The organism is Stieleria sp., assembly GCF_041595215.1.
Classification (GTDB): Bacteria; Planctomycetota; Planctomycetia; order Pirellulales; family Pirellulaceae; genus Stieleria; species Stieleria magnilauensis.
In genome coordinates this window covers 1-18,364 of the sequence record NZ_JBFHKV010000036.1, presented here as the reverse complement: position 1 = coordinate 18,364, position 18,364 = coordinate 1, and the positions used below count along the sequence as shown (strand labels likewise).

Annotated in this window: 15 protein-coding genes; 4 read left to right on the top strand and 11 right to left on the bottom strand. The window is 59.4% G+C overall.

Translation table 11 applies throughout. From position 1 onward, the window contains the following. Nucleotides 1–87: 87 nt before the first annotated feature. The 9 genes from ABX749_RS02755 to ABX749_RS02715 all read right to left on the bottom strand — a co-directional run bounded on the left by ABX749_RS02755 (nucleotide 88) and on the right by ABX749_RS02715 (nucleotide 9,996). Nucleotides 88–864, bottom strand: coding sequence for a class I SAM-dependent methyltransferase (locus tag ABX749_RS02755; RefSeq protein ID WP_372894659.1), 777 nt, complete (start codon nucleotides 862–864; stop codon nucleotides 88–90). 37 nt (nucleotides 865–901) lie between these two features. Beyond that, nucleotides 902–2,203 carry a hypothetical protein gene (locus ABX749_RS02750; protein ID WP_372894658.1) on the bottom strand — a complete coding sequence of 434 codons (1,302 nt, stop codon included), beginning with the start codon at nucleotides 2,201–2,203 and terminating at the stop codon, nucleotides 902–904. Next, nucleotides 2,203–2,781 (bottom strand): sigma-70 family RNA polymerase sigma factor, encoded by a 579-nt coding sequence (locus ABX749_RS02745; protein ID WP_145210500.1) that lies wholly within the window; start codon nucleotides 2,779–2,781, stop codon nucleotides 2,203–2,205. The genes ABX749_RS02750 and ABX749_RS02745 overlap by 1 nt, the downstream gene beginning before the upstream one ends. Nucleotides 2,782–2,883: 102 nt before the next feature. Continuing rightward, the gene (locus ABX749_RS02740; protein ID WP_145210506.1) at nucleotides 2,884–3,402 is read right to left on the bottom strand and encodes a DMT family transporter; all 519 of its coding nucleotides are present in this window, start codon (nucleotides 3,400–3,402) and stop codon (nucleotides 2,884–2,886) included. Beyond that, a complete protein-coding gene (locus ABX749_RS02735; RefSeq protein WP_095739526.1) occupies nucleotides 3,399–3,776 on the bottom strand; it encodes a response regulator transcription factor in 378 nt (125 codons plus the stop codon). Before ABX749_RS02735 ends, ABX749_RS02740 begins: the two co-directional genes overlap by 4 nt. Beyond that, the gene (locus tag ABX749_RS02730; RefSeq protein ID WP_372894657.1) at nucleotides 3,773–6,100 is read right to left on the bottom strand and encodes a PQQ-binding-like beta-propeller repeat protein; all 2,328 of its coding nucleotides are present in this window, start codon (nucleotides 6,098–6,100) and stop codon (nucleotides 3,773–3,775) included. Before ABX749_RS02730 ends, ABX749_RS02735 begins: the two co-directional genes overlap by 4 nt. 121 nt (nucleotides 6,101–6,221) lie before the next feature. Next, nucleotides 6,222–8,486, bottom strand: a complete 2,265-nt coding sequence (locus ABX749_RS02725) for a PQQ-binding-like beta-propeller repeat protein (RefSeq protein ID WP_372894656.1) — start codon at nucleotides 8,484–8,486, stop codon at nucleotides 6,222–6,224. Nucleotides 8,487–8,590: 104 nt separating this feature from the next. Further along, nucleotides 8,591–8,944: a cupin domain-containing protein gene (locus ABX749_RS02720; RefSeq protein ID WP_145210513.1), complete on the bottom strand. Its 354-nt coding sequence runs from the start codon at nucleotides 8,942–8,944 to the stop codon at nucleotides 8,591–8,593. Nucleotides 8,945–9,753: 809 nt separating this feature from the next. Then, nucleotides 9,754–9,996 carry a hypothetical protein gene (locus tag ABX749_RS02715; protein WP_372894655.1) on the bottom strand — a complete coding sequence of 81 codons (243 nt, stop codon included), beginning with the start codon at nucleotides 9,994–9,996 and terminating at the stop codon, nucleotides 9,754–9,756. A gap of 789 nt (nucleotides 9,997–10,785) precedes the next feature. On the opposite strand from ABX749_RS02715, the gene ABX749_RS02710 reads away from it, so the two are divergent. Continuing rightward, a complete protein-coding gene (locus tag ABX749_RS02710; protein ID WP_372894654.1) occupies nucleotides 10,786–11,880 on the top strand; it encodes a P-loop NTPase in 1,095 nt (364 codons plus the stop codon). A 256-nt stretch (nucleotides 11,881–12,136) separates the two neighbouring features. On the opposite strand, the gene ABX749_RS02705 is transcribed toward ABX749_RS02710, so the two are convergent. Then, the gene (locus ABX749_RS02705) at nucleotides 12,137–12,322 is read right to left on the bottom strand and encodes a hypothetical protein (protein WP_259632653.1); all 186 of its coding nucleotides are present in this window, start codon (nucleotides 12,320–12,322) and stop codon (nucleotides 12,137–12,139) included. 718 nt (nucleotides 12,323–13,040) lie between these two features. Beyond that, nucleotides 13,041–13,826: a site-2 protease family protein gene (locus tag ABX749_RS02700; protein ID WP_372894653.1), complete on the bottom strand. Its 786-nt coding sequence runs from the start codon at nucleotides 13,824–13,826 to the stop codon at nucleotides 13,041–13,043. Between the two features lie 420 nt (nucleotides 13,827–14,246). On the opposite strand from ABX749_RS02700, the gene ABX749_RS02695 reads away from it, so the two are divergent. From ABX749_RS02695 to ABX749_RS02685, 3 genes are all read left to right on the top strand, one after another. Beyond that, on the top strand, nucleotides 14,247–16,703 hold the full coding sequence (locus ABX749_RS02695) for a DUF1588 domain-containing protein (RefSeq protein ID WP_372894652.1): 2,457 nt from the start codon (nucleotides 14,247–14,249) through the stop codon (nucleotides 16,701–16,703). Nucleotides 16,704–16,709: 6 nt separating this feature from the next. Beyond that, nucleotides 16,710–18,032 (top strand): DUF1552 domain-containing protein, encoded by a 1,323-nt coding sequence (locus ABX749_RS02690; RefSeq protein WP_372894651.1) that lies wholly within the window; start codon nucleotides 16,710–16,712, stop codon nucleotides 18,030–18,032. A 28-nt stretch (nucleotides 18,033–18,060) separates the two neighbouring features. Continuing rightward, on the top strand, nucleotides 18,061–18,364 hold a 304-nt coding region (locus ABX749_RS02685), incomplete at its 3' end, for an NAD(P)H-binding protein (RefSeq protein WP_372894650.1).

Below are 18,364 nucleotides of genomic sequence, written 5' to 3'. Positions count from 1 at the left end.
GGTGGCTGAAGCCTGCACACCAACACTCATGCCCGTGCCATTCACACTCCCGCCCCGCGCGGGGCGCCGCTTCGTTTTCCAATGCGATCAAGCTTTCACGATCGCGTCGCCTTCTTCACCGTCCTGGGTGGTAGCAGCGCGCGATGAATTGGGTTTCTCGCCAACCAGGCCCGTCGCACAGCCCCAGAAATACGACCGCAATTTCGTGTTCAATCCGGCGTCTTGAAACGCCGTGATCGCGGACCGGCAGTCACCGAATGCGATCGTGTAAACGCCCAACATGCGATAGTTGTCGGGATTGCCCATCAGAAGCTTGCCGATCAGCGGGATCACGTTGTTCAAATAAAGCAAGTAAGGAATTCTCAGCCATCGTGACGGCGGGACCGAGATCTCGATGAAGGAAAACGTCCCGCCGGGCTTCAGGATGCGATGAATCTCGCGGGCCAATCGGATCGTTTGGTCTCTGGAAAACGTCTTCAGGCCAAACGACGAAACGACAACATCGGCGGAGTCGTCGGGGATTTGGCTGCAGAGCGCGTCTTCTTCGCGAATCTCCAGTTCGCACGCGAGTCGACCCACGTGGTTTTCTTGAGCCTTACGGCACATGACGGGTGAATTGTCCACGGCAACGATCTTCCCGCCAGGACCGATCGATCTGCCGACAGCGGGACACAGTTCCCCCATCCCGGTCATCAAGTCGATCACGGTGATCGACTCCGGAATCGACAGTTGCCCAAGGCATTGCCGCCGCCATCGACGACAAAACCCGAAGGACGAAATCAGATTGACCGTCCCATAGGTCGCTGACATTTCGTTGAACAGCTGCCGGACAAACAGCGTTTCGTAGATGTGTTCTGACTGCAAGGGATTCGATTCGTGCAAAGGAGGAACGGTGGTACCGTCAAGGACGCATCACTCTTTGCCACCACGAGCGTTCAACGGGCTTCCGATCCAAGCAGGACTGCAATGCCTCGCCGATGCTCGCACAGGCATCATTGCGACTGAAGTCGATTCCGTCGGTGAGTTGCGGAATCCAGGTCGATGCGATTCGATCGGGTGACTCGAGGCATTCCAGCGCGATCATTGCGACCAATCCGATCGTATCGCGGCGAATCCGGTCGGGCAGTGATTTCGACAGCTCGTGCTCCCACGTCGCATAGGGTTCCGCCCAACACGCAACCCCCGATGCCGTGTCGATCAGGTTGACGCGGGACTGATGATCGATGATCGCATTCTCGCGTTTCACACTGCCATGCGTCGCACCGATGCGGTGTGCCGCGGCAAGCGCAAACGCGACACGCACGAGCATCTCCAATCGCTGAACCTGATTCGCACCAGGCGGGCGTAACGCGAAGGATTCGCCGAAGATCCAGGGCCGCACGACCGCAAGGTGCTCGTTGTTGATCGCCGCAATCCGCGGTGCCACCCAGGACGGATGCGCGACGCTGCTGGTGCGTTCGCAGAGATCCAGGATGCGGGTCCGCTCGGTTCGCCCCAGCCTCGCGGGCAGCGGGATGATCTTCATCGCCACGGTGTCGTTCCGCTCGGTGTCACGTCCCTTGACCAGCCAACACCGCCCACGCTGCAGTTGCACGGTCGCAATGCACCGGGCGCCGACGATCCACTCGGGCGGTTTGATCGGGATCGGAACGTCGATCGAATCATCCGAACGCGTTTCCGAAACCGGTTGCCCGCCCGAAGGCTGCCCCGCCGCCACGGTCATCTCTCGCTGGACAACCGATTGATCCCATTCCAAGCTGTCGCCGGCGTGGATTTCTCGCGGTCCGGGTTCCAGATGAATCAATTGCTCGATCGAATCGGCGAATTCGGGAAACCGATCACGGAAATGGGACGCGTCACAATCCTCACCTCGTTCCCGTCGGACACAAAGCTCGGCATCAATCAGGTCCAACACATCGCTCTCGGACTCGGCCAGCTGTGGGAACTGCTTCAAGTAGTCTTCCACGACAACCTGCTGTCCCCTGCGACGTTGCCCGATCAAATCGACGGCCGCCAATTCCACCAGACCGCTCGTTGACAGCGATGCCTGATCGATCAGCTCCGCCAGCGGTGACGTCGGATGACTTTCGCGGCGCCGCTGCAACCAACCGATCAGATCATCGATCCCGGCAACGTGTGGCGACGTGCTTGCGGTCGCATCGGCGGGACGGCTTGAATCGTGCGGGGACGGACGCTCGGCCATCACGACGACTCCGACAATCCGATCTCTTCGCGCGCCCGGTCGAGTGCGCGGCGGACCCGCATGCGGGCGGTGTCCGGTTTGATCCCCAGCCGCTGGCCGATTTCGTTCCAGTCGTGGTTCTGCAACATCATGTCGAGCGCCAACGCGTCCGAATCGCCCAAGATCGAACGCACGCGGTCAGCCACTTCCTTGCGGAGCGCGATCTGGCTGGGCGAGGTCTGGGCACCGTGAAGTTTGATCTCCTCCACCGGCGTCGCTTCGTTGCGACGAAAATCGCGACAATGACGCGCCAGCGTTCGAAAGGTGTCGACCACTTCGTTATCGATCGCACGCAGGATGTAGGACAGAATATCGTCCGCCGTCAGCGAATCCGCGTCGGTTCGCTTGGCCAAATCCACCATCACTTCGTTGCAGATGTCCATCGATTCGGTCTGACCGGTCAGACCATACTGCCGCAAGCGCGTCCGCGCGCGGCGCCGTAGCTGACTGCCAAAGCTCTGCCAGACCTCGTCCAGTGAGGCAGCCTGGGAGGGCGTCTCGGGCGAATCGGCATCATCGAGAGGAGGTTCGTTGGACATGCGATCGTCGCCTACAGTGGGGTAAGCATCCTGCTTGCCAACAGTCAGGGAAGCATCCTGCTTGCCATTCCCTGCCTTACGCAAGCTGCAAGCTTACGAAACTTAGTCTTCGGTCTCGACGACTTCCACCGCCGCGTCTTGGGTCGTCTCCAGACGCCGCGCCCCGACGATCGCCAAGATTCCCAGCACCAACAATAGCGTCCCACAGACTCGCAGGGCAGAAACCGGTGTCTTCGGATTGCCCAGCAACCCGTAATGATCCAGCAGCAGCGCCGCCAGTGTTTGCCCCGTCATGACGGCGGCAAACCAGGGCAGCGAGCCGATCCGCGGCACAATGAACAGCGACGTCGAAACCATCACCACACCGATCGCACCCCCGAACCAGATCCACCACGGCAATTGACGCGGCGACACGGCGAACACGGGGGGGAATTCCCCGACCACCATCGTCAGCACCAACAGAATCAGCGTCCCGCTGCCGAAGGAGATCAATGAGGCTTGCAACGGGTGAGCGACGCTCTTGCCCAGTGATCCGTTGATGCTCGGTTGAGCACCGAGCAGACCGCCGGCCAACAAGCCGACGAAAATCGCGATCAAAAAAAAGGTGGTGGAGTGGTTCAATTTGAACCCAGGTACGGCTGAAGCAGTTCGACGGTCCTCGAGTCTCGCAAGGCAAGCTTTCCGAAACCCCGCACGCAACCGGCCTCCATCGCCGCCTGCTGGTGTTCCTCGTAATTGGTCACCAACATCACCGGCACGTCGGCGAGATCCTCTTCGGCTTTGATCGCGTTGACGACTTCCATCCCATCAGAGTAGTCCCGATCAAGTTTCCGATTGACGGTCACCAGCGCGACGTCACGCTGGCGGAGCAACTTGAGCGTTTCTTCCGCGTCGTGCGATTGCACGACGACGGCATCAAAGTTGGAAGTCACAAACTGACGGATCGAGTGAAAATCGGGGCCACAATTGCCACAGTCCACGACGGTCTTCGTCATTGCGATTGCTTCTCGATTGCGAACAACTTGTCTTTGGTGCTGATGTAGATCCGACCATTGGCCGCGATCGGCGTGCTGTAGACGCTGCTGCCCATGTTGATTTCTTCGATCGGCTCGTTGTACTGCGGACCGAATTGGAAAATCGCCACGTCGCCGTCTTCGTCGCCCACGTAGACGTGCCCGTCACTGATCAGCGGGCTGCCCCAGCTTTGTGCGAACATGTCATAGGTAAAGTGGACCTTGGCCTCGCCATTCTCGCCACGGGCATCCAGGCAGTGCAGCAATCCCGAAAAGTCGGCGACGTAGATCACGTCGTCTTTGATCGCACAGGTGCCGATCGTTCGGTGCATTTCCTCTTCGAAGTCGATTTCGCCGTCATCGTTGTTGTCGGACAACGAGTAGTGCCAAACCACGGCCGAATTCGGATTGTCGACCGCGATTTCACCCTTTTCGGGTTCAACGGCTTGGATCCGTTTGTGGGGGATCTCGGTGCGGCTGTCGCCTTCGACCTTCATCGCCAGTTGCGGTGAAACGTTGCCCCGCTTGGTGGGATCGATGCACCAGAAGTGGCCTTCGCCCTCACCGTGCTCGGGGTCCTGTCCGACCGCGATGTAAACCAGATCGTTGTAGACGACGGGCGTCGCGATCAGATTGTTTCGAGTGCCTTCGCCGCCGATGACCCACTTGGATTCCTTCGGGTTGCAGTCGAATCTCCACAGCAGTTCCGGCTTGCCATCGACGCCGCCATCCGCTTTGAAGCTGTACAACCATCCGTCTCCGCCGCAAAACAAGACCTGCGGCACGCCGCCGAGCACGGCGACCGTGGGACTGGACCATTGGCCGTGAAGAATGTTGGATCCCGGCGAGCTGTCCTGCCACAGCAATTCACCGGTATTCTTGTTCATGCAAAGGAACGTCGGTGCATCGGGAGCGGGCAGGTTCAAGTGCGATTCGTCCAGTCCGTTGCTGGTGTTGACGAACAAGTAATCGCCATAGCTGGTCACGCTGCACGAGCACATGTTGTGCTGGCTGGTCCCCAGTTCCTCCATCATGTTGTAGATCCAGATGGTGTCGGCGTCGCGTTTGTCATGAATGCCCAAGCTCTTGAACACGCTCAACCGCGGGCCGGCCTTTTTCAGTTCAAAGGTGCGATCGACGCCGCCGAAGTTCCCGCTGGCAACCCAGCCGGCGCCTTCATTGACACTTTCAATTTTGACATCACCACTGACCTCTTCGCCGGCCGTTTTGAGCGCTTCGACCAAGCCGTCAGACAGTTTGCCTTCGCCGAGTGCCGCCACCGCCGCCTTGCCGGCGTCGCTGGCGAGCATCAGTTCCGCGACAAACGCGGTTTCCTCTGTCACCGGACCGTCGTCTTCGCCGTCATAAAACCCTTCGACGTCGAGACAGCGGACTTCACCACGGCTGGTCACAAACCATAACCGGTTGCCTTCGACCAGCGGTGCACAGCAGATCCCCTGCAACGGCCAGTCGTGGACGCGACCGGTGATCAACTTTTCGCTGCTGTGCTGCCACAAGAATTCTCCATCGGCTTCGTTAAAGGCCAACAAGCATCCCAAGTCGACTTGGGAAGGATAACGTTTCAGGTGTCCGGCACCGTTGTTGGTTCCGACGAACACGCGACCGCCGGCGACGACGGGATTCCCGTACGTCTGGCTGCCCAGATTGGCGTACCACACGATGTTTTCGGCGTTGCTGTTGTCCCACTCTCCCGTCCGCCGATCAAACTTGCCGATGTTCCAACTTCGCGGCAATCCGGTCACACCCGGCGTGTTGTTTCGCAATCGCGTTCCGCCCCATTGCGGCCAGTCCTTTCCGCTCGCCATCACTTCGTTGGGGTCCGAAACTTCGGAAACCAACGTGGGCGGCGATGTCTGGTTTTCCACCTTGGCATCGCTGGTCGGTTTGGCGGCGACCTTGGCAACGGGTTCACTGGCTTTCGGTTCGCTGGCTTTGGGCTCGCTTGCTTTGGGCTCGCTGGGAACCGGTTCGCTGGCTGCGGGTTCGCTGGCGATCGGCTCGGCCGCTGCCGGCTGGACCACTTCGACGGCGGGTTTGACCGGCATCGGGACTTCGGCAACCGGGGTTTCAGCCGCGACGGTGGTGTTGGCCGTCGTGTTGGACGCCCAGCGGGCCGACGTGGTCGTGTTGCTGCCGGTTGTATTACTGCCCGACGTGTTGCTGGTTTCCGCGGCACGCGGCACGGCGGTCGGTGGCTTGCAACCACTGAACGCGACGGTGGTCAGCGTGCCGAGGCAGAAAGCAGCCAAAATCATCGAGAACGCCGAGAGTTCTTGTTTTCGCATTGCGATGGGGTCAGTTGACCTGGTGTGGGGTGGGAAAGGGCAATGGGGGAGGGAAACTCATTCTAGGCAACACGACCGATGAATCAAATGATCGGCCGTAATGCGGAATGAAGCCCCCCTGCTATGGTTCGTTGCTATTTTCAACGACTTCGATATTGTCCAAGTAAATTTCCGCGACCTTTGCGTTGCCGTAAAGGCCTGGGCTGGCAGCCAAGTTGGGCGATTCGTCTCGTACCGTGAGTGTCCATTCTTCGGGCTCCTCCTGATCGCGGGGCCAGACCTTGCCGCGGACGACAGCCACCTGAGCGGGGGCTTCGCTCTCCAAATCGACCCGCAGCTTCATCCGGTACCACTGGTCCTCCGACCACGGATACGCCGCGACGTCCGAGGCGCGTTCTTCGGAGGACGCCCACGTCCGGATTTGAACCTGTTGGGCTTCGCCCATTAAGTCGAGCACATAACCGTGGGCCGTCAACCCGATGTCCGGCAGGGCGCCCAACGCCCGTTGACCGCGGACGTCGGCGGAAATGGTGTATTCCGACAGATCGCTCGGTCCCATCCAGGCACGGCTTCGAGCCCCCTTGGGGATCGTGCTGATCTTGGTCAACGCCGCCGAACCGTCGATCTCGCGAATCACGTGACGGTATCGGGCACCGACCCACGACAGGGGCGGATCGGAAAGGCCGTCAAAGGTAAACTTCCAGGGCAACGGGGGCACGATCCGCACGCGGGCCGTCCCGGTGGCCTCGCCCAACTGCGCGACGACCTGGACCCCGGTATGAGCCGCGTCCGCCGCGGCGGTCAACTTGTTGCCGTCGATCGACGCCGCGCCGCCTTCGACTCGGAACGTCACGCCGCTGGGTGTTTCCAGTTTTTGTCCGATCGCGTTGAACACGTTGACCTTGTACTCGATCGACTCACCGGGCTGGATCAAGGCTTCGACCGGAACGATCTGGACCTGAGCGATCTGCGTGTCCTCGGCAACGGGGCGTTCTTCCCCATAGGCGTCGCTCATCGATTGGTCGGACTGCTTGGCCGCCTCATTGCTGATGCAATACAGGTTCCGTGTGCTTTGGAAGTACAAGCGGCCATCAGCGACGATCGGCGAGGCGACAAAGGATTCGCTGCGCAGTCGTCCGTCATTGATCACTTCGAACCCGTCGGCGGTCGGCTTGACGATCGACCAACGACCATTTTCGGTCGTCACATAGATTTTACCGTCGGCGTACAACAGTGCCGATTTCTGGCGGCTGTCGGCAAACCGTTCTTGTTCGACAATCGGCTCTCCCGTTTCGGCATCGAAGACCCACATCTTGCAGCGGTCGTCGACCAGGTACAAACGCCCGTCGACGAGCACAGGTTCACTGAATCCCGCCACGACTTCGTACTGCTTCCACAACTCACTGGCTTGGGTTTGATCGCCGGTGCCGGAAATCTTGACCGCCGCGACGGCGCCCATCACGTTGGCCCATTCGCCGACGTTCTCTTCATTGTGGCTGCAGAACACCTTGTCGCCGATAACCAGGGGAGCGGCAAACAGGCCGCGGCGCGACAATTCGTAGTTCCAGAGTTGCTTTCCGGTTCGCGGCTGAATGCCCCAGACCTGGCCGTCGCCAAAACCCATGATCAACTGTCGTTGACCGTCGATGGTCGTGATCGTCGGCGCTGAGTAAGACGTATCGTAGGGCAGATCACGCGTTCCGCTGAACCAAACGAATTCGCCCGTCAGCTTGTCCAGTGCCAGGATGCGGTGATTGGGTTTGGCGTAGTCGCCCCAGTTGATGATGATCCCGCTAATGATCACCAAATCTTCGTGAACGATGGGGAAGTTTGTCCGGCCGCCGTAGGTGCTGAGCATTCCGAATTGCTCGTGCAACGGGACCTGCCAAAGCGTCTCGCCCGTTTCCCCGTCCATGCACTGAAAGACGTCACAAGCGCCCAGAACATACACGTTGCCCGATTCGGGATCGGCGACGACGCTGGTCCACCCGATCCGTTCTGCGGGGACATCGGACAGCCAGACGTTGTAGCTGTTTTCCCAAATCGTCTCGCCGGTCTTGGCATCGAGACAAACGACTTTCTCACCCTCACGCTCGGTGTCGGGTAGATGCCGCTGGATCGTGTAAAGCCGTCCCCCCATCACCACCGGGGTACAGAAACTGCCAATGTCTTCGCGTTTCCAAAGCAGATTGCTGCCGTCGCCTCCTTTTGAATCCCAGTCGTCGGGCAAACCGCTGACGTCGGCGGTCCCGTCCATGTTGGGGCCGCGCCAATAGGGCCAATCGGCCGCCGATGCGGCCACCCCGAGCCACAACATCGGGAGCATCAACAGGAAGGGGAACGCCGCATGGAGTCGACGTTGGAAGTCAAAAGTTGGTCGCGTCATGGGAAGGCAAACAGGCAGGAAGGAAGATTGGGCAACGGACGAAGTGGGCATGGTCGCTATCTTAACTGGACTGGCCGAGGTTCATGAGCCCTGTTCATGAGCCCTCAGTCGAAGTGTTCGTCGGCAGGGTCAAAATTGGGTAAGCAAACGATCACCACCTGCATGCATCCGACCGCACGGTGTCGAGTGCCGGGGGGGATCAAAACCGAAGTCTTAGGACGTACAGGGTGCAATCGGCCGTCCAGCTCGATCGCGGCGTCATCGTCACACTCCAATACGACGTAAACCTCGGTGTGTTCGGTATGGTAGTGCGTCCGGGCGGATCGATCGATATTCGTCAAATGTACCGTACCGGGGAACTCGTCACGGTCGTGAAACGCTCGACGCGCGATGCCACAGGGGCACTCGACCCCTGGCAGGGCGGTCAGATCGACAACGGCGGGGCCTCGATCAGGCATCTGGACAGGTCTCCAACGCTCGAGAGTGGCAAATCTGTACGGATCCCTCCGCAAACGTCTGCTAATCCACGGCACACAGTACTGCAATGCACAGAACACGACGTGCCCCGTCAGTACAGCCGTTGCCATGCCCGCGATGCGGGCCGGCCCCCTGGTGGGCGACCCTGAAACGCCTCACGTGATCCGTGTCGCGATAGTTTATACCGTCCAGTCCGTTTGTTCCACGTGACCAACCCGGGTATCAGTTGCCCCCCCCACATCGAGAGAAAATTACCTAGCCGTCAAAGCTTCGCAAGCTGGTGAAAATAGAGTGGAACAGTAATCTCTGACCGTAACCGGTCCGATACGGTTAGTGATCCCAGCTGACAAATCGCCCCGACCGGGACGAGCCGTCAGCGAACGATCGACCCAGAATTCCTCGTTGCACAGGACGCAACGGGGGATTTGAAAAGCGATTTTGCGTGCGGATTCGAATTGCCGATCAATTGGCAAGACGTTGTTCCACCACGACGAATTGCCATCGAGCTGAACGAAGTCGGCGGGCTGTGTAACCCACACCGCGGTCCGTCCGTGCTCGAAGGGTGTATCAATCGGATGCGATCGCCGGCAACTTCGTCCAGCGAACGCACCCGAGTGGCAGTCGAATTCGACCAACATGACCCGCTTTTCAAATCGACCCGCGTAACAAACTAAGGGAGACGTGGCTCCGATGATACGGACACTGATGATGATGGCCCTCGTTCTTGGCACCACGACGTGTTGCCAGACACAAGGGATGGACTTGCTCCAAAAATTGATGAAGGGCTGCTCTAGCTCTTCTTGTTGTGACACCGGCTGTGCCGCTGCACCGTGTGGCTGTGAAGCACAACCCGCTTGTGGCTGCGAAGCCCCTTGTGGATGTGCCGAACCCGCTTGCGGTTGTGAAGCACCCGCATGTGGCTGTGCCGCTGAACCGGCTTGTGGCTGCGAAGTCGCTGGCCCGGCTTGCTGCGAAACCGCTCCGGCTTGTGGCTGCGAAGTCGCTGCACCTTGCTGCGAAACCGCTCCGGCATGTGGCTGCGAAGTCGCTGCTCCTTGCTGTGACACCGCTCCGGCGTGTGGCTGCAGCAAGAAAAAAGGCGGACTGCTGGCCCACCTGTTCGCTTGCAAGAAAAGCTCGTGCTGTGAACCGGCTTGTGGTTGCGAAACCGCTTGCTGCGAAACCGCTCCGGCTTGCGGCTGCGAAGTCGCTGCTCCTTGCTGCGAAACCGCTCCGGCATGTGGCTGCGAAGTCGCTGCCCCCTGCGGTTGCGACAGCGGCTGCGACTCGGCTTGCGGCTGCGGCTCCAAGAGCGGAGGCCTGTTGAAGAAACTCTTCGGCAACCTTCGCAAAAGCTCCTGCGGATGCGACAGCTGCTGCGACGCCCCGGCGTGCGACAGCGGTTGCGGATGCGGAGCAACCTACAGCGCCCCGATGGCTCCCGCACCGGCTCCGGCCGCTGCTCCCGCCACCGACGCAGCTCCCATGCCTCCCGCTCCGATCGTTGATCCGAGTGCGAGCATCTCACAAAAGCGTCGCGTCATTCAAGCCAGTGCCCGCTACGTCCGCTGATAAAGCGAAACGTAGCAACCGGGTGATAAACCCGGCTGCTGGACTCTAGACGTGAACCGCGAAAGCGGCTCGGCAGTTCGCTGCCGAGCCGCTTTTTTTTCGTTTCAGGTTTTAGGTTTCAGGTTTCAGATTTCAGATTTTCTTAGCTGGGTCCCACTTCTTTGGCAAATCGTTACCCTGTACCCGACTGACCATCCAACTTGGCGTTGCCAACTTGGAACCTGGAACCCGGAACCTGGAACTCGATAACATGCCCGAACTCTCCGAATCCTCCGTCCGCCAGCTTCTCGATGGGCACCCCGACCCCGAAACCGGACGCCCGATGGGCTCGATGGGACAAGTCGTCTCGGTCAGTCTGGACGGCCAGCATGCCAACATCCAACTCGGCCTCACCTCACACTCGCGTCCGATCCAAGACGACGTTCGCGACGCCGTGGAGGCAAAACTAGCCGCTGCCTTTCCCGGCATCCAAGTCGACCTGGAGTTCAAGACGCACGCCCGACCGGCCACCCGTGTCGGCCAAACGGCACTCCGCGCCAAAAGCGTGATCGCGGTCGGCAGCGGCAAGGGCGGCGTCGGCAAAAGCACCGTGGCGGCCTCAATCGCGCTGACGCTGCGGCGACTGGGCAGCCGAGTCGGTTTGATGGACGCCGATGTCTACGGCCCCAGCATTCCACACTTGCTAGGACTCTCCGGCCGCCCGGGTTTCAGCGAGTCCAAGCGGATCGATCCGATCATGCTCGACGACAGCCCCGACCTGTCTCCGATGCCCGTGATGTCGATGGGATTTCTGGTGGACCCCAAAGAAGCCGTGATCTGGCGCGGCCCCATGCTGCACGGTTCAATCAACCAGTTCTTGGGCATGACCGAATGGGGTGAACTGGATTACCTGATCATCGACATGCCACCGGGAACCGGCGACGTCGCCTTGACGCTCTCGCAAGCCATTCCGCTGGCCGGTAGCGTCGTCGTTTGCACACCCCAGGAGGTCGCGCTGCTCGATGCCGTCAAAGCGATCGCAATGTTCCGAAAGGTCAACATTCCGATCCTGGGTATGGTCGAAAACATGAGCGGCTTCCTGTGCCCCGATTGCGGCAAGACCTACGACATCTTTGGATCCGGTGGAGCACGCGAGAAGGCCGAAGAGATGGACGTCCCCTTCCTCGGCGGCCTTCCGCTGGACATCAAACTGCGTGTCGCCGGGGATGAAGGCCGGCTGGCTGCGGTCCTCGCCGACGACGAAGCCGCTCGAGCCCCGCTGGAACGCGTCAGCCAAGCGATGGTCCGCACCCTGGCCGCCCGCAATGCCGCCGCACCGCCCAAACCGACCCTGCCGACACTCTGAACGAGTGGAACAGACGGTGAAAACCTCGTCGAACGCGGGAAATCAGTGCTTCACAGCGCTCCCCCGCAGGGTGGGCTTCGATTCGCCCGCCGCAACTCCGTTTTCGGGTTGCGACCAACACGCTTGACCACCTGTCAATTGAATCCACCATTTGGCATCAGCCGGTTGGCACCGGCCATAAAAAAACCGCTCAGGGGTGACCCGAGCGGTTTGGTGGATGGATGGGGCCGATTGAGAATCGGCGAAGAGAAGCAGCTTACTTGCGCTTCTTGGCAGCCTTCTTCTTGGTTGCCTTCTTCTTGGTCGCCTTTTTCTTGGTTGCCTTCTTCTTGGCAGCCTTCTTCTTCACGGCCTTCTTCTTAGCAGCCTTCTTTTTGGTTGCCTTCTTCTTGGTTGCCTTCTTCTTGGCAGCCTTCTTCTTGGTTGCTTTCTTTTTAGCCACGTTTTTCCTCCGCGGAATTGGAAACGATGGCGAGTCATTGTGACTTGCGTGGGAACGTTCCCCGACAAGCCACCGGCCACGGCTCACCATGCGTTAGTAAGTGACAGACAAACATTGAAGCCAGTTATCCAACGGACCAATCAATGCTGTCTGACGTAAACCTGCGGTATTTGTACGCGCTGCGTCAAATTCCGCAACATGTTTTCGGAAAAATTATGCTTGCAAGACACTTCGTTCCTGCTACCCCAACGCTGTTCATTGCGACCGAAGCAACGCTCGCAACGATCACGTTGAACCTTCGATGACAAGCGACGTGTCGGCGCATCGTTGCACCGATCGCGCCACGACCTCGTTGTGTGCGCGTTGACGCAAATATTGATACAGCAATGCGTTGTGCGCATTCGATGGAAACGCGAACGGACACAACAACGATGCGCTTCGTTGTCTTGATGTCGCGCGCAGCACTTGACATTCGATGACTTCATGCATGCTCGACGACACCATGCGCAGTGGTTGGAAGCGACATCAAACGCATGCAAAAGTTTTTGAGAAAAATTTTGCAACGAACCACTTGATCGAACTGTCTTAGCGCACTTTGTTGTCCATCTCGCGCGACTTTGTTGCACTGATGCGCGTGATCGTTGGTTGCATCGCGCTACGTTTGGTTGCACCGCGCTGCCATTCGTTGCACCGCGCTGCTGCCATTCGTTGCACCGCGTTAGCGCCATCCGTTGTTCATCGGATTCAACATCTGGTAACTGCTGAAACCGAACATCAAGAAGAAGATGCCCATCATCGGTTGGCCATGGTTGAACGCATAGAACGCCAACAAGCCGCTGCAGATCACGCTGACCCATAGCGATTGCGCGACTGTGCCACCATTGATCACAATCAGACTGCGCGCGATGCGTCCTCCATCGAGTGGCCAGACCGGAACAAGGTTCAACAACGCCCACAAGACACTCGGCAAGATGTAGAACGTCACCAGTGCCAACATGCCTCGGCTATCCATCACCGGGCCTTCGGTGACCCACGGAAGCGTCGCCAGAAACGATGGCATCCAACGGAACGCCGACACTTCGAAACCTGCCAACTTGACCGCCAGGATCACGACCAGTGCGGATAACAACTGAAATGCCGGCCCGGCCGCCGAAATGATCAACTGTTCCTTCTCGCCGATCCGCGCGATCGATCGACCCGGCGTGTACGTGCTTGTCGGAATCGCCAGACCGCCGAAGTGATACAGCACGATCGAGGACTGAATGCCGTAATGACGGAACGCCAAGGCATGCCCCAGTTCGTGAATCAAGATCGAAACGAGCAAACACAGCGCCCAAGCGATCATCAATGGCCCGACGCCGAGCGCTTCACTGGAAAAAAAACGGCACAGCGCGTAACCAAACACGACCGCACCCAACCAAAACGTCACCGCGATCCGGACCGGGAATCCCAGTAACGTGAAGCGGATGTCGTAAGCGGTCTCGGGGGGCTCGGATAACAGCATCGGGTATGCCTGTAGGGACAATTTCTAGAGATGGTGCGGACAAATTCGAGAGACATTCGGCGTGGTCTGATTCGTCGGGCGGACCACAACCTTGCCCAGAATACCGCGTTGCGTCCCTCCTTCACAGTTCAGCAGCGGTCGATCGAAGCCGTCGCACTCCAAAACGCATCGTGAACCCCTGGCCTTGCAGCTATAATGGAGACTGCGGCGGTATCGACCCCTCCCGCCTTTTACACGGGTCGTGACACCTGCGATCAGCTGGATCGCCACCCCTCGCCGCGCTCGATCCCACCTCCAATGACTCACCGAGTGATGAATCAAGCCTTCATGCCCTCCCATCACAGGCGTCGATGCCGCGCAAGCCACCTGCGCAGCACGTGCACAACCACATGGACCGCCGCGCGACATCATGCGTTGCCGATGATCGTGTTGTTTGCCGTGCTCACGACGACACTGCTGCTGCAACCATCCGCTGTAGCCGCCGAAGCGACCGACTCCAACGACACGCAACAACTCAATCACCGCAAGGACGACGTGATGTCGTTCTTGCAGCAGAATTGTCTCGACTGCCACGACGGCAGTGAAGGTGAAGGGGGATTTGATTTGAACCGTCTGAAGTGGGCCGATCTGGCACACTCCAGTGAACCCCAGAATAGCGAATCCCCAAACAGCGAACCCCAAAACATCGCCACTTGGGTCCGCGTCTTTGACCGCGTTGCAGACGGCGAAATGCCGCCGGAGGAATACGGCGAAGTCGAAGCGGAGCCCAAAACACGATTTCTCAACTCGGCTGCTGAGTCGATCGACCAAGCCATCACGTCGCGTCATCAATCACTCGGCCGCGTGCTCTCCAGACGACTGACCAACCATCAACTGGAACGAACGCTCGGTGACTTGTTTGCGATCGCCGCCCCGCTTTCGAAATTAATGCCCGATGAACAACGCACCGATGGGTTTCGCAACATCGCCGATGCCCAGTCGATGTCCCACTATCATCTCGAAGACCACCTGCGCGTCGTCGATGCGGCCTTGGACCTGGCCTTTGATCGACTTCGCCCCAACCAGTCCGACGTCGTCATCGACCTGCCCGCCTCACGAATCGCGAACAAGCGCAAGGGGCAACGCAATCGCGATCCCGAGTTGCGCGACGGCGCGGCGGTGATCTGGTCCTGCGGGCTCTCGTTCTACGGACGGATCTCCCGCACCGAAGTGGACCATTCCGGTTGGTATCGCATCACGCTGGACGCTTCTTCATTGAAGATGCCCGACGATCGCGGCCTGTGGTGTTCGGTCCGAAGTGGCAAATGTGTTTCCAGCGCGCCACTGATGCATTGGGTCGGCGCATTCGAAGCGACTGAGACTCCGCAAACGTTTACCTTCACCACATGGATCGAAGCCGATCACATGTTTGAGATCCGCCCGGCCGACAGCACGCTCAAGAAAGCTCGCTTCAACGGCGGGCAAGTCGGATTCGGCGAAGGGGAACCGCAAGACGTTCCCGGTGTCGCGATGCACTCGCTCAAGATCGAACGAATTTATCCCGGCGGAGACCAGGCGGCCGTCCGGCAAGCTTTGTTCGGCGATCTGGACGTGCGTTACGATGCGAAATCGAAACGGTTTCAATTGCACAGTGATTCACCGGCAGAAGACCTGAAAAAGCGGTTGCATGACTTTGCCACCGCAGCCTTCCGCGGCCCGGTCACGACGGAGATGCTGGAACCCTACGCCCGCCTGATCGATCAACGCATCGCGGACGGCAATGATCCGATCGAAGTGCTTCGTCAAACGTATCGAGCCGTGCTGTGTTCGCCTCGCTTCATCTATTTCACCGAAACGCCCGGACGTCTGGACGACCACGCCGTCGCCAATCGACTCAGCTACATGCTGACCGGCAGAGCCCCCGACTCCAAACTGCGTGCGGCCGCCGACGCGGGTCGGTTGTCCGATCCGGCGGAGATCGTTGCGCAGACGCGTCGCTTGCTTCAAGGCGAAACGCTGCAGCACTTCGTCAACGATTTCTCCGACCAATGGTTGGACCTCGCCGACATCGACTTCACCGAACCGGATCGTCGAATGCACAAGGATTTCGACTTGGTGGTCCAAAATGCGATGCTCGGTGAGACCCGTCGCTATCTGGAGACATTGATTGTCGAAAACCAACCGGCGCGGATGCTGGTTGAATCCGATTTCACGTGGTTGAACAATCGTCTGGCCCGCTACTATGACATCGAAGCCGACATCGCCCCCTCGCAATGGAAACGCGTCTCGATCGCGGACCATCCGTTTCGCGGCGGGTTGATGACGCACGGATCGATCCTGAAGGTGACGGCCAATGGATCCAACACCTCGCCGGTCGTCCGCGGCGTTTGGATCTGCGATCGATTACTCGGCGTTCCCATCCCCGATCCGCCGGCCAATGTGCCCGCCATCGAACCTGACGTCCGCGGTGCCACGACGGTTCGCCAGATCCTTGAAAAACACCGTTCGCAAACCGAGTGTGCATCGTGCCATGCGAAAATCGATCCTCCCGGATTCGCGCTGGAACACTTTGACGCCGCCGGCAAGTGGCGTGACCATTATTTCACGCGTCGCGGCGGCTCCTATAAAAAAGGTCCCAAAGTCGACTCGGCGTACCGGCTTGCCGACGGTCGAGAATTCGATTCCTTCGTCGCCTTCCGAGAACTCGCCGCCAGCGACGACCATCTCGTCGCCCGAAACTTTGCCGCTCAACTGCTCGTCTATGCGACCGGACACGAAATCACGTTCGCCGACCGCAAGACCCTGGACAACATCGTCGCTCAAACCAAACCCGATGGCTATCGATTGCGATCGCTGATCGAAGCCGTCGTGACCAGCAAAACCTTTCTCACCAAGTGAACCGATATGACGAACAAACAAAATCACGCCGGGCGTAACGCCCCCGTCCGTTTTCATTCGCCGAAGAGTCGCCTGGCCCGCCGTACCCTGCTCCGCGGCAGCGGCGTCGCGATGTCACTGCCGTGGCTCTCAGCGATGGAAGCCTCCGCCGGCGCAAAATCCGATCCCCCCGCCCATCGCTTCGTCTCGGTCACGATCGGTTTGGGATTGCTCGGCGAAAACCTGTTCCCCGAACAAGCCGGTCGCACGTATGCGCCGTCCCGCTATCTGAACCCACTGGCTGACATCCGTGATCAATTCACCGTCGTCTCCGGCAGCAGCCACCCGGGCGTTTCCAACGGACACCGCGCCGAAGCGAGCATCTTGACCGCCACGCCGATCGGCAACAGTGGCAGCGCCAAGAACACCATCTCGGTAGACCAATACCTGGCCAAACATCTCGGCGGCGCCACGCGTTATCCGTCGTTGGTCCTCAGCACCAGCGGCACCCAGAGCCCGTCGTACACCGACACCGGGGCGATGATCCCTTCGCTGAGTTCGCCGGCGGAACTGTTCGCGACGCTGTTCATCGACCAGTCGCAACAAGAACGATTGCGGCAAGCCGATCGGATTCGCAGCGGACGCAGCATCATGGACGTGGTCAACGAAGATGCGAAACGATTGCAACGTGATCTGGGGGCCGGCGACCGCAACCGATTGGATTCGTACTTCTCCAGCGTACGCGAGTTGGAACAACGGATGGCCGCCAACGAACGATGGGCGAAGATGCCCAAGCCGGTCGTCGATGCCAAGCCGCCGACCCCACCGGACGCCAACGATTTGGTCGGCTGCCAGGCGATGATGCTGAGTTTGATGAAACTGGCCCTGCAAACCGACTCGACACGATTCATCACGTTGAATCTTCCCGGTGGCAACGCCAAGCTGCCGATCGAAGGCGTCGACGAAGGCTATCATACGCTCAGCCATCACGGTCGCGACGCGGACAAGCTGGCCCAATTGGCGTTGATCGAAGAACAGATCGTCGGCGCCTATGGCGACTTTCTTCGCAGCTTGGCGAACTTTGAAGAAACCGATGGCAACTTGCTCGACCAGACCTCCGTCCTGATGACCAGCAATCTCGGCAACGCGTCCAGTCACGACAACCGAAACCTGCCGGTTCTGGTTGGGGGTGGCGGCTTCCGCCACGGACAACATCTCGCCTTTGACCGCGCCAGCAACTATCCTCTAGCGAACCTGTTCGTTTCGGTACTGCAACAAAGCGGACTGCCGACGGACGAATTTGCCAGCGGGAAATCGACGATGAAGGGGCTTGAACCGACACGGGCTTAGCCCACACCGCGAAGTTAGCGTGAGAGTCATGGCCAACGTTTTAGTCACCGGGGCCACCGGTTTCATCGGAACTCAGTTGGTCCGACATCTGACGCAACGAGGCGACCAGGTGACGTGTCTGGTTCGATCGAGTTCCGATCTTAGGCCGCTGCAGCCTTTGAACCCACGCTTCATCGTCGGCGATTTTTCCGACCCGCGATCCCTTGAGAACGCCGTCCGCGATTGCGAGATCGTTTTCAATCTGGCCGGCACGACGAAAGCGCTTCGCAAGCCAGGCTTTGAGCAAGCCAACGTGTTGGGCCCCAAGCACCTGGCCGCTTGCTGTGCCGCCC

Excerpts from the sequence above, each read along its gene's own strand:
- ABX749_RS02700 (WP_372894653.1), bottom strand. The coding sequence starts at position 13,826 with ATGCTGTTATCCGAGCCCCCCGAGACCGCTTACGACATCCGCTTCACG.
- ABX749_RS02725 (WP_372894656.1), bottom strand. The coding sequence starts at position 8,486 with ATGACGCGACCAACTTTTGACTTCCAACGTCGACTCCATGCGGCGTTC.
- ABX749_RS02720 (WP_145210513.1), bottom strand. The coding sequence starts at position 8,944 with ATGCCTGATCGAGGCCCCGCCGTTGTCGATCTGACCGCCCTGCCAGGG.
- ABX749_RS02710 (WP_372894654.1), top strand. The coding sequence starts at position 10,786 with ATGCCCGAACTCTCCGAATCCTCCGTCCGCCAGCTTCTCGATGGGCAC.
- ABX749_RS02715 (WP_372894655.1), bottom strand. The coding sequence starts at position 9,996 with ATGCCGGAGCGGTTTCGCAGCAAGGTGCAGCGACTTCGCAGCCACAAG.
- ABX749_RS02730 (WP_372894657.1), bottom strand. The coding sequence starts at position 6,100 with ATGCGAAAACAAGAACTCTCGGCGTTCTCGATGATTTTGGCTGCTTTC.
- ABX749_RS02745 (WP_145210500.1), bottom strand. The coding sequence starts at position 2,781 with ATGTCCAACGAACCTCCTCTCGATGATGCCGATTCGCCCGAGACGCCC.
- ABX749_RS02695 (WP_372894652.1), top strand. The coding sequence starts at position 14,247 with ATGATCGTGTTGTTTGCCGTGCTCACGACGACACTGCTGCTGCAACCA.
- ABX749_RS02690 (WP_372894651.1), top strand. The coding sequence starts at position 16,710 with ATGACGAACAAACAAAATCACGCCGGGCGTAACGCCCCCGTCCGTTTT.
- ABX749_RS02750 (WP_372894658.1), bottom strand. The coding sequence starts at position 2,203 with ATGGCCGAGCGTCCGTCCCCGCACGATTCAAGCCGTCCCGCCGATGCG.
- ABX749_RS02735 (WP_095739526.1), bottom strand. The coding sequence starts at position 3,776 with ATGACGAAGACCGTCGTGGACTGTGGCAATTGTGGCCCCGATTTTCAC.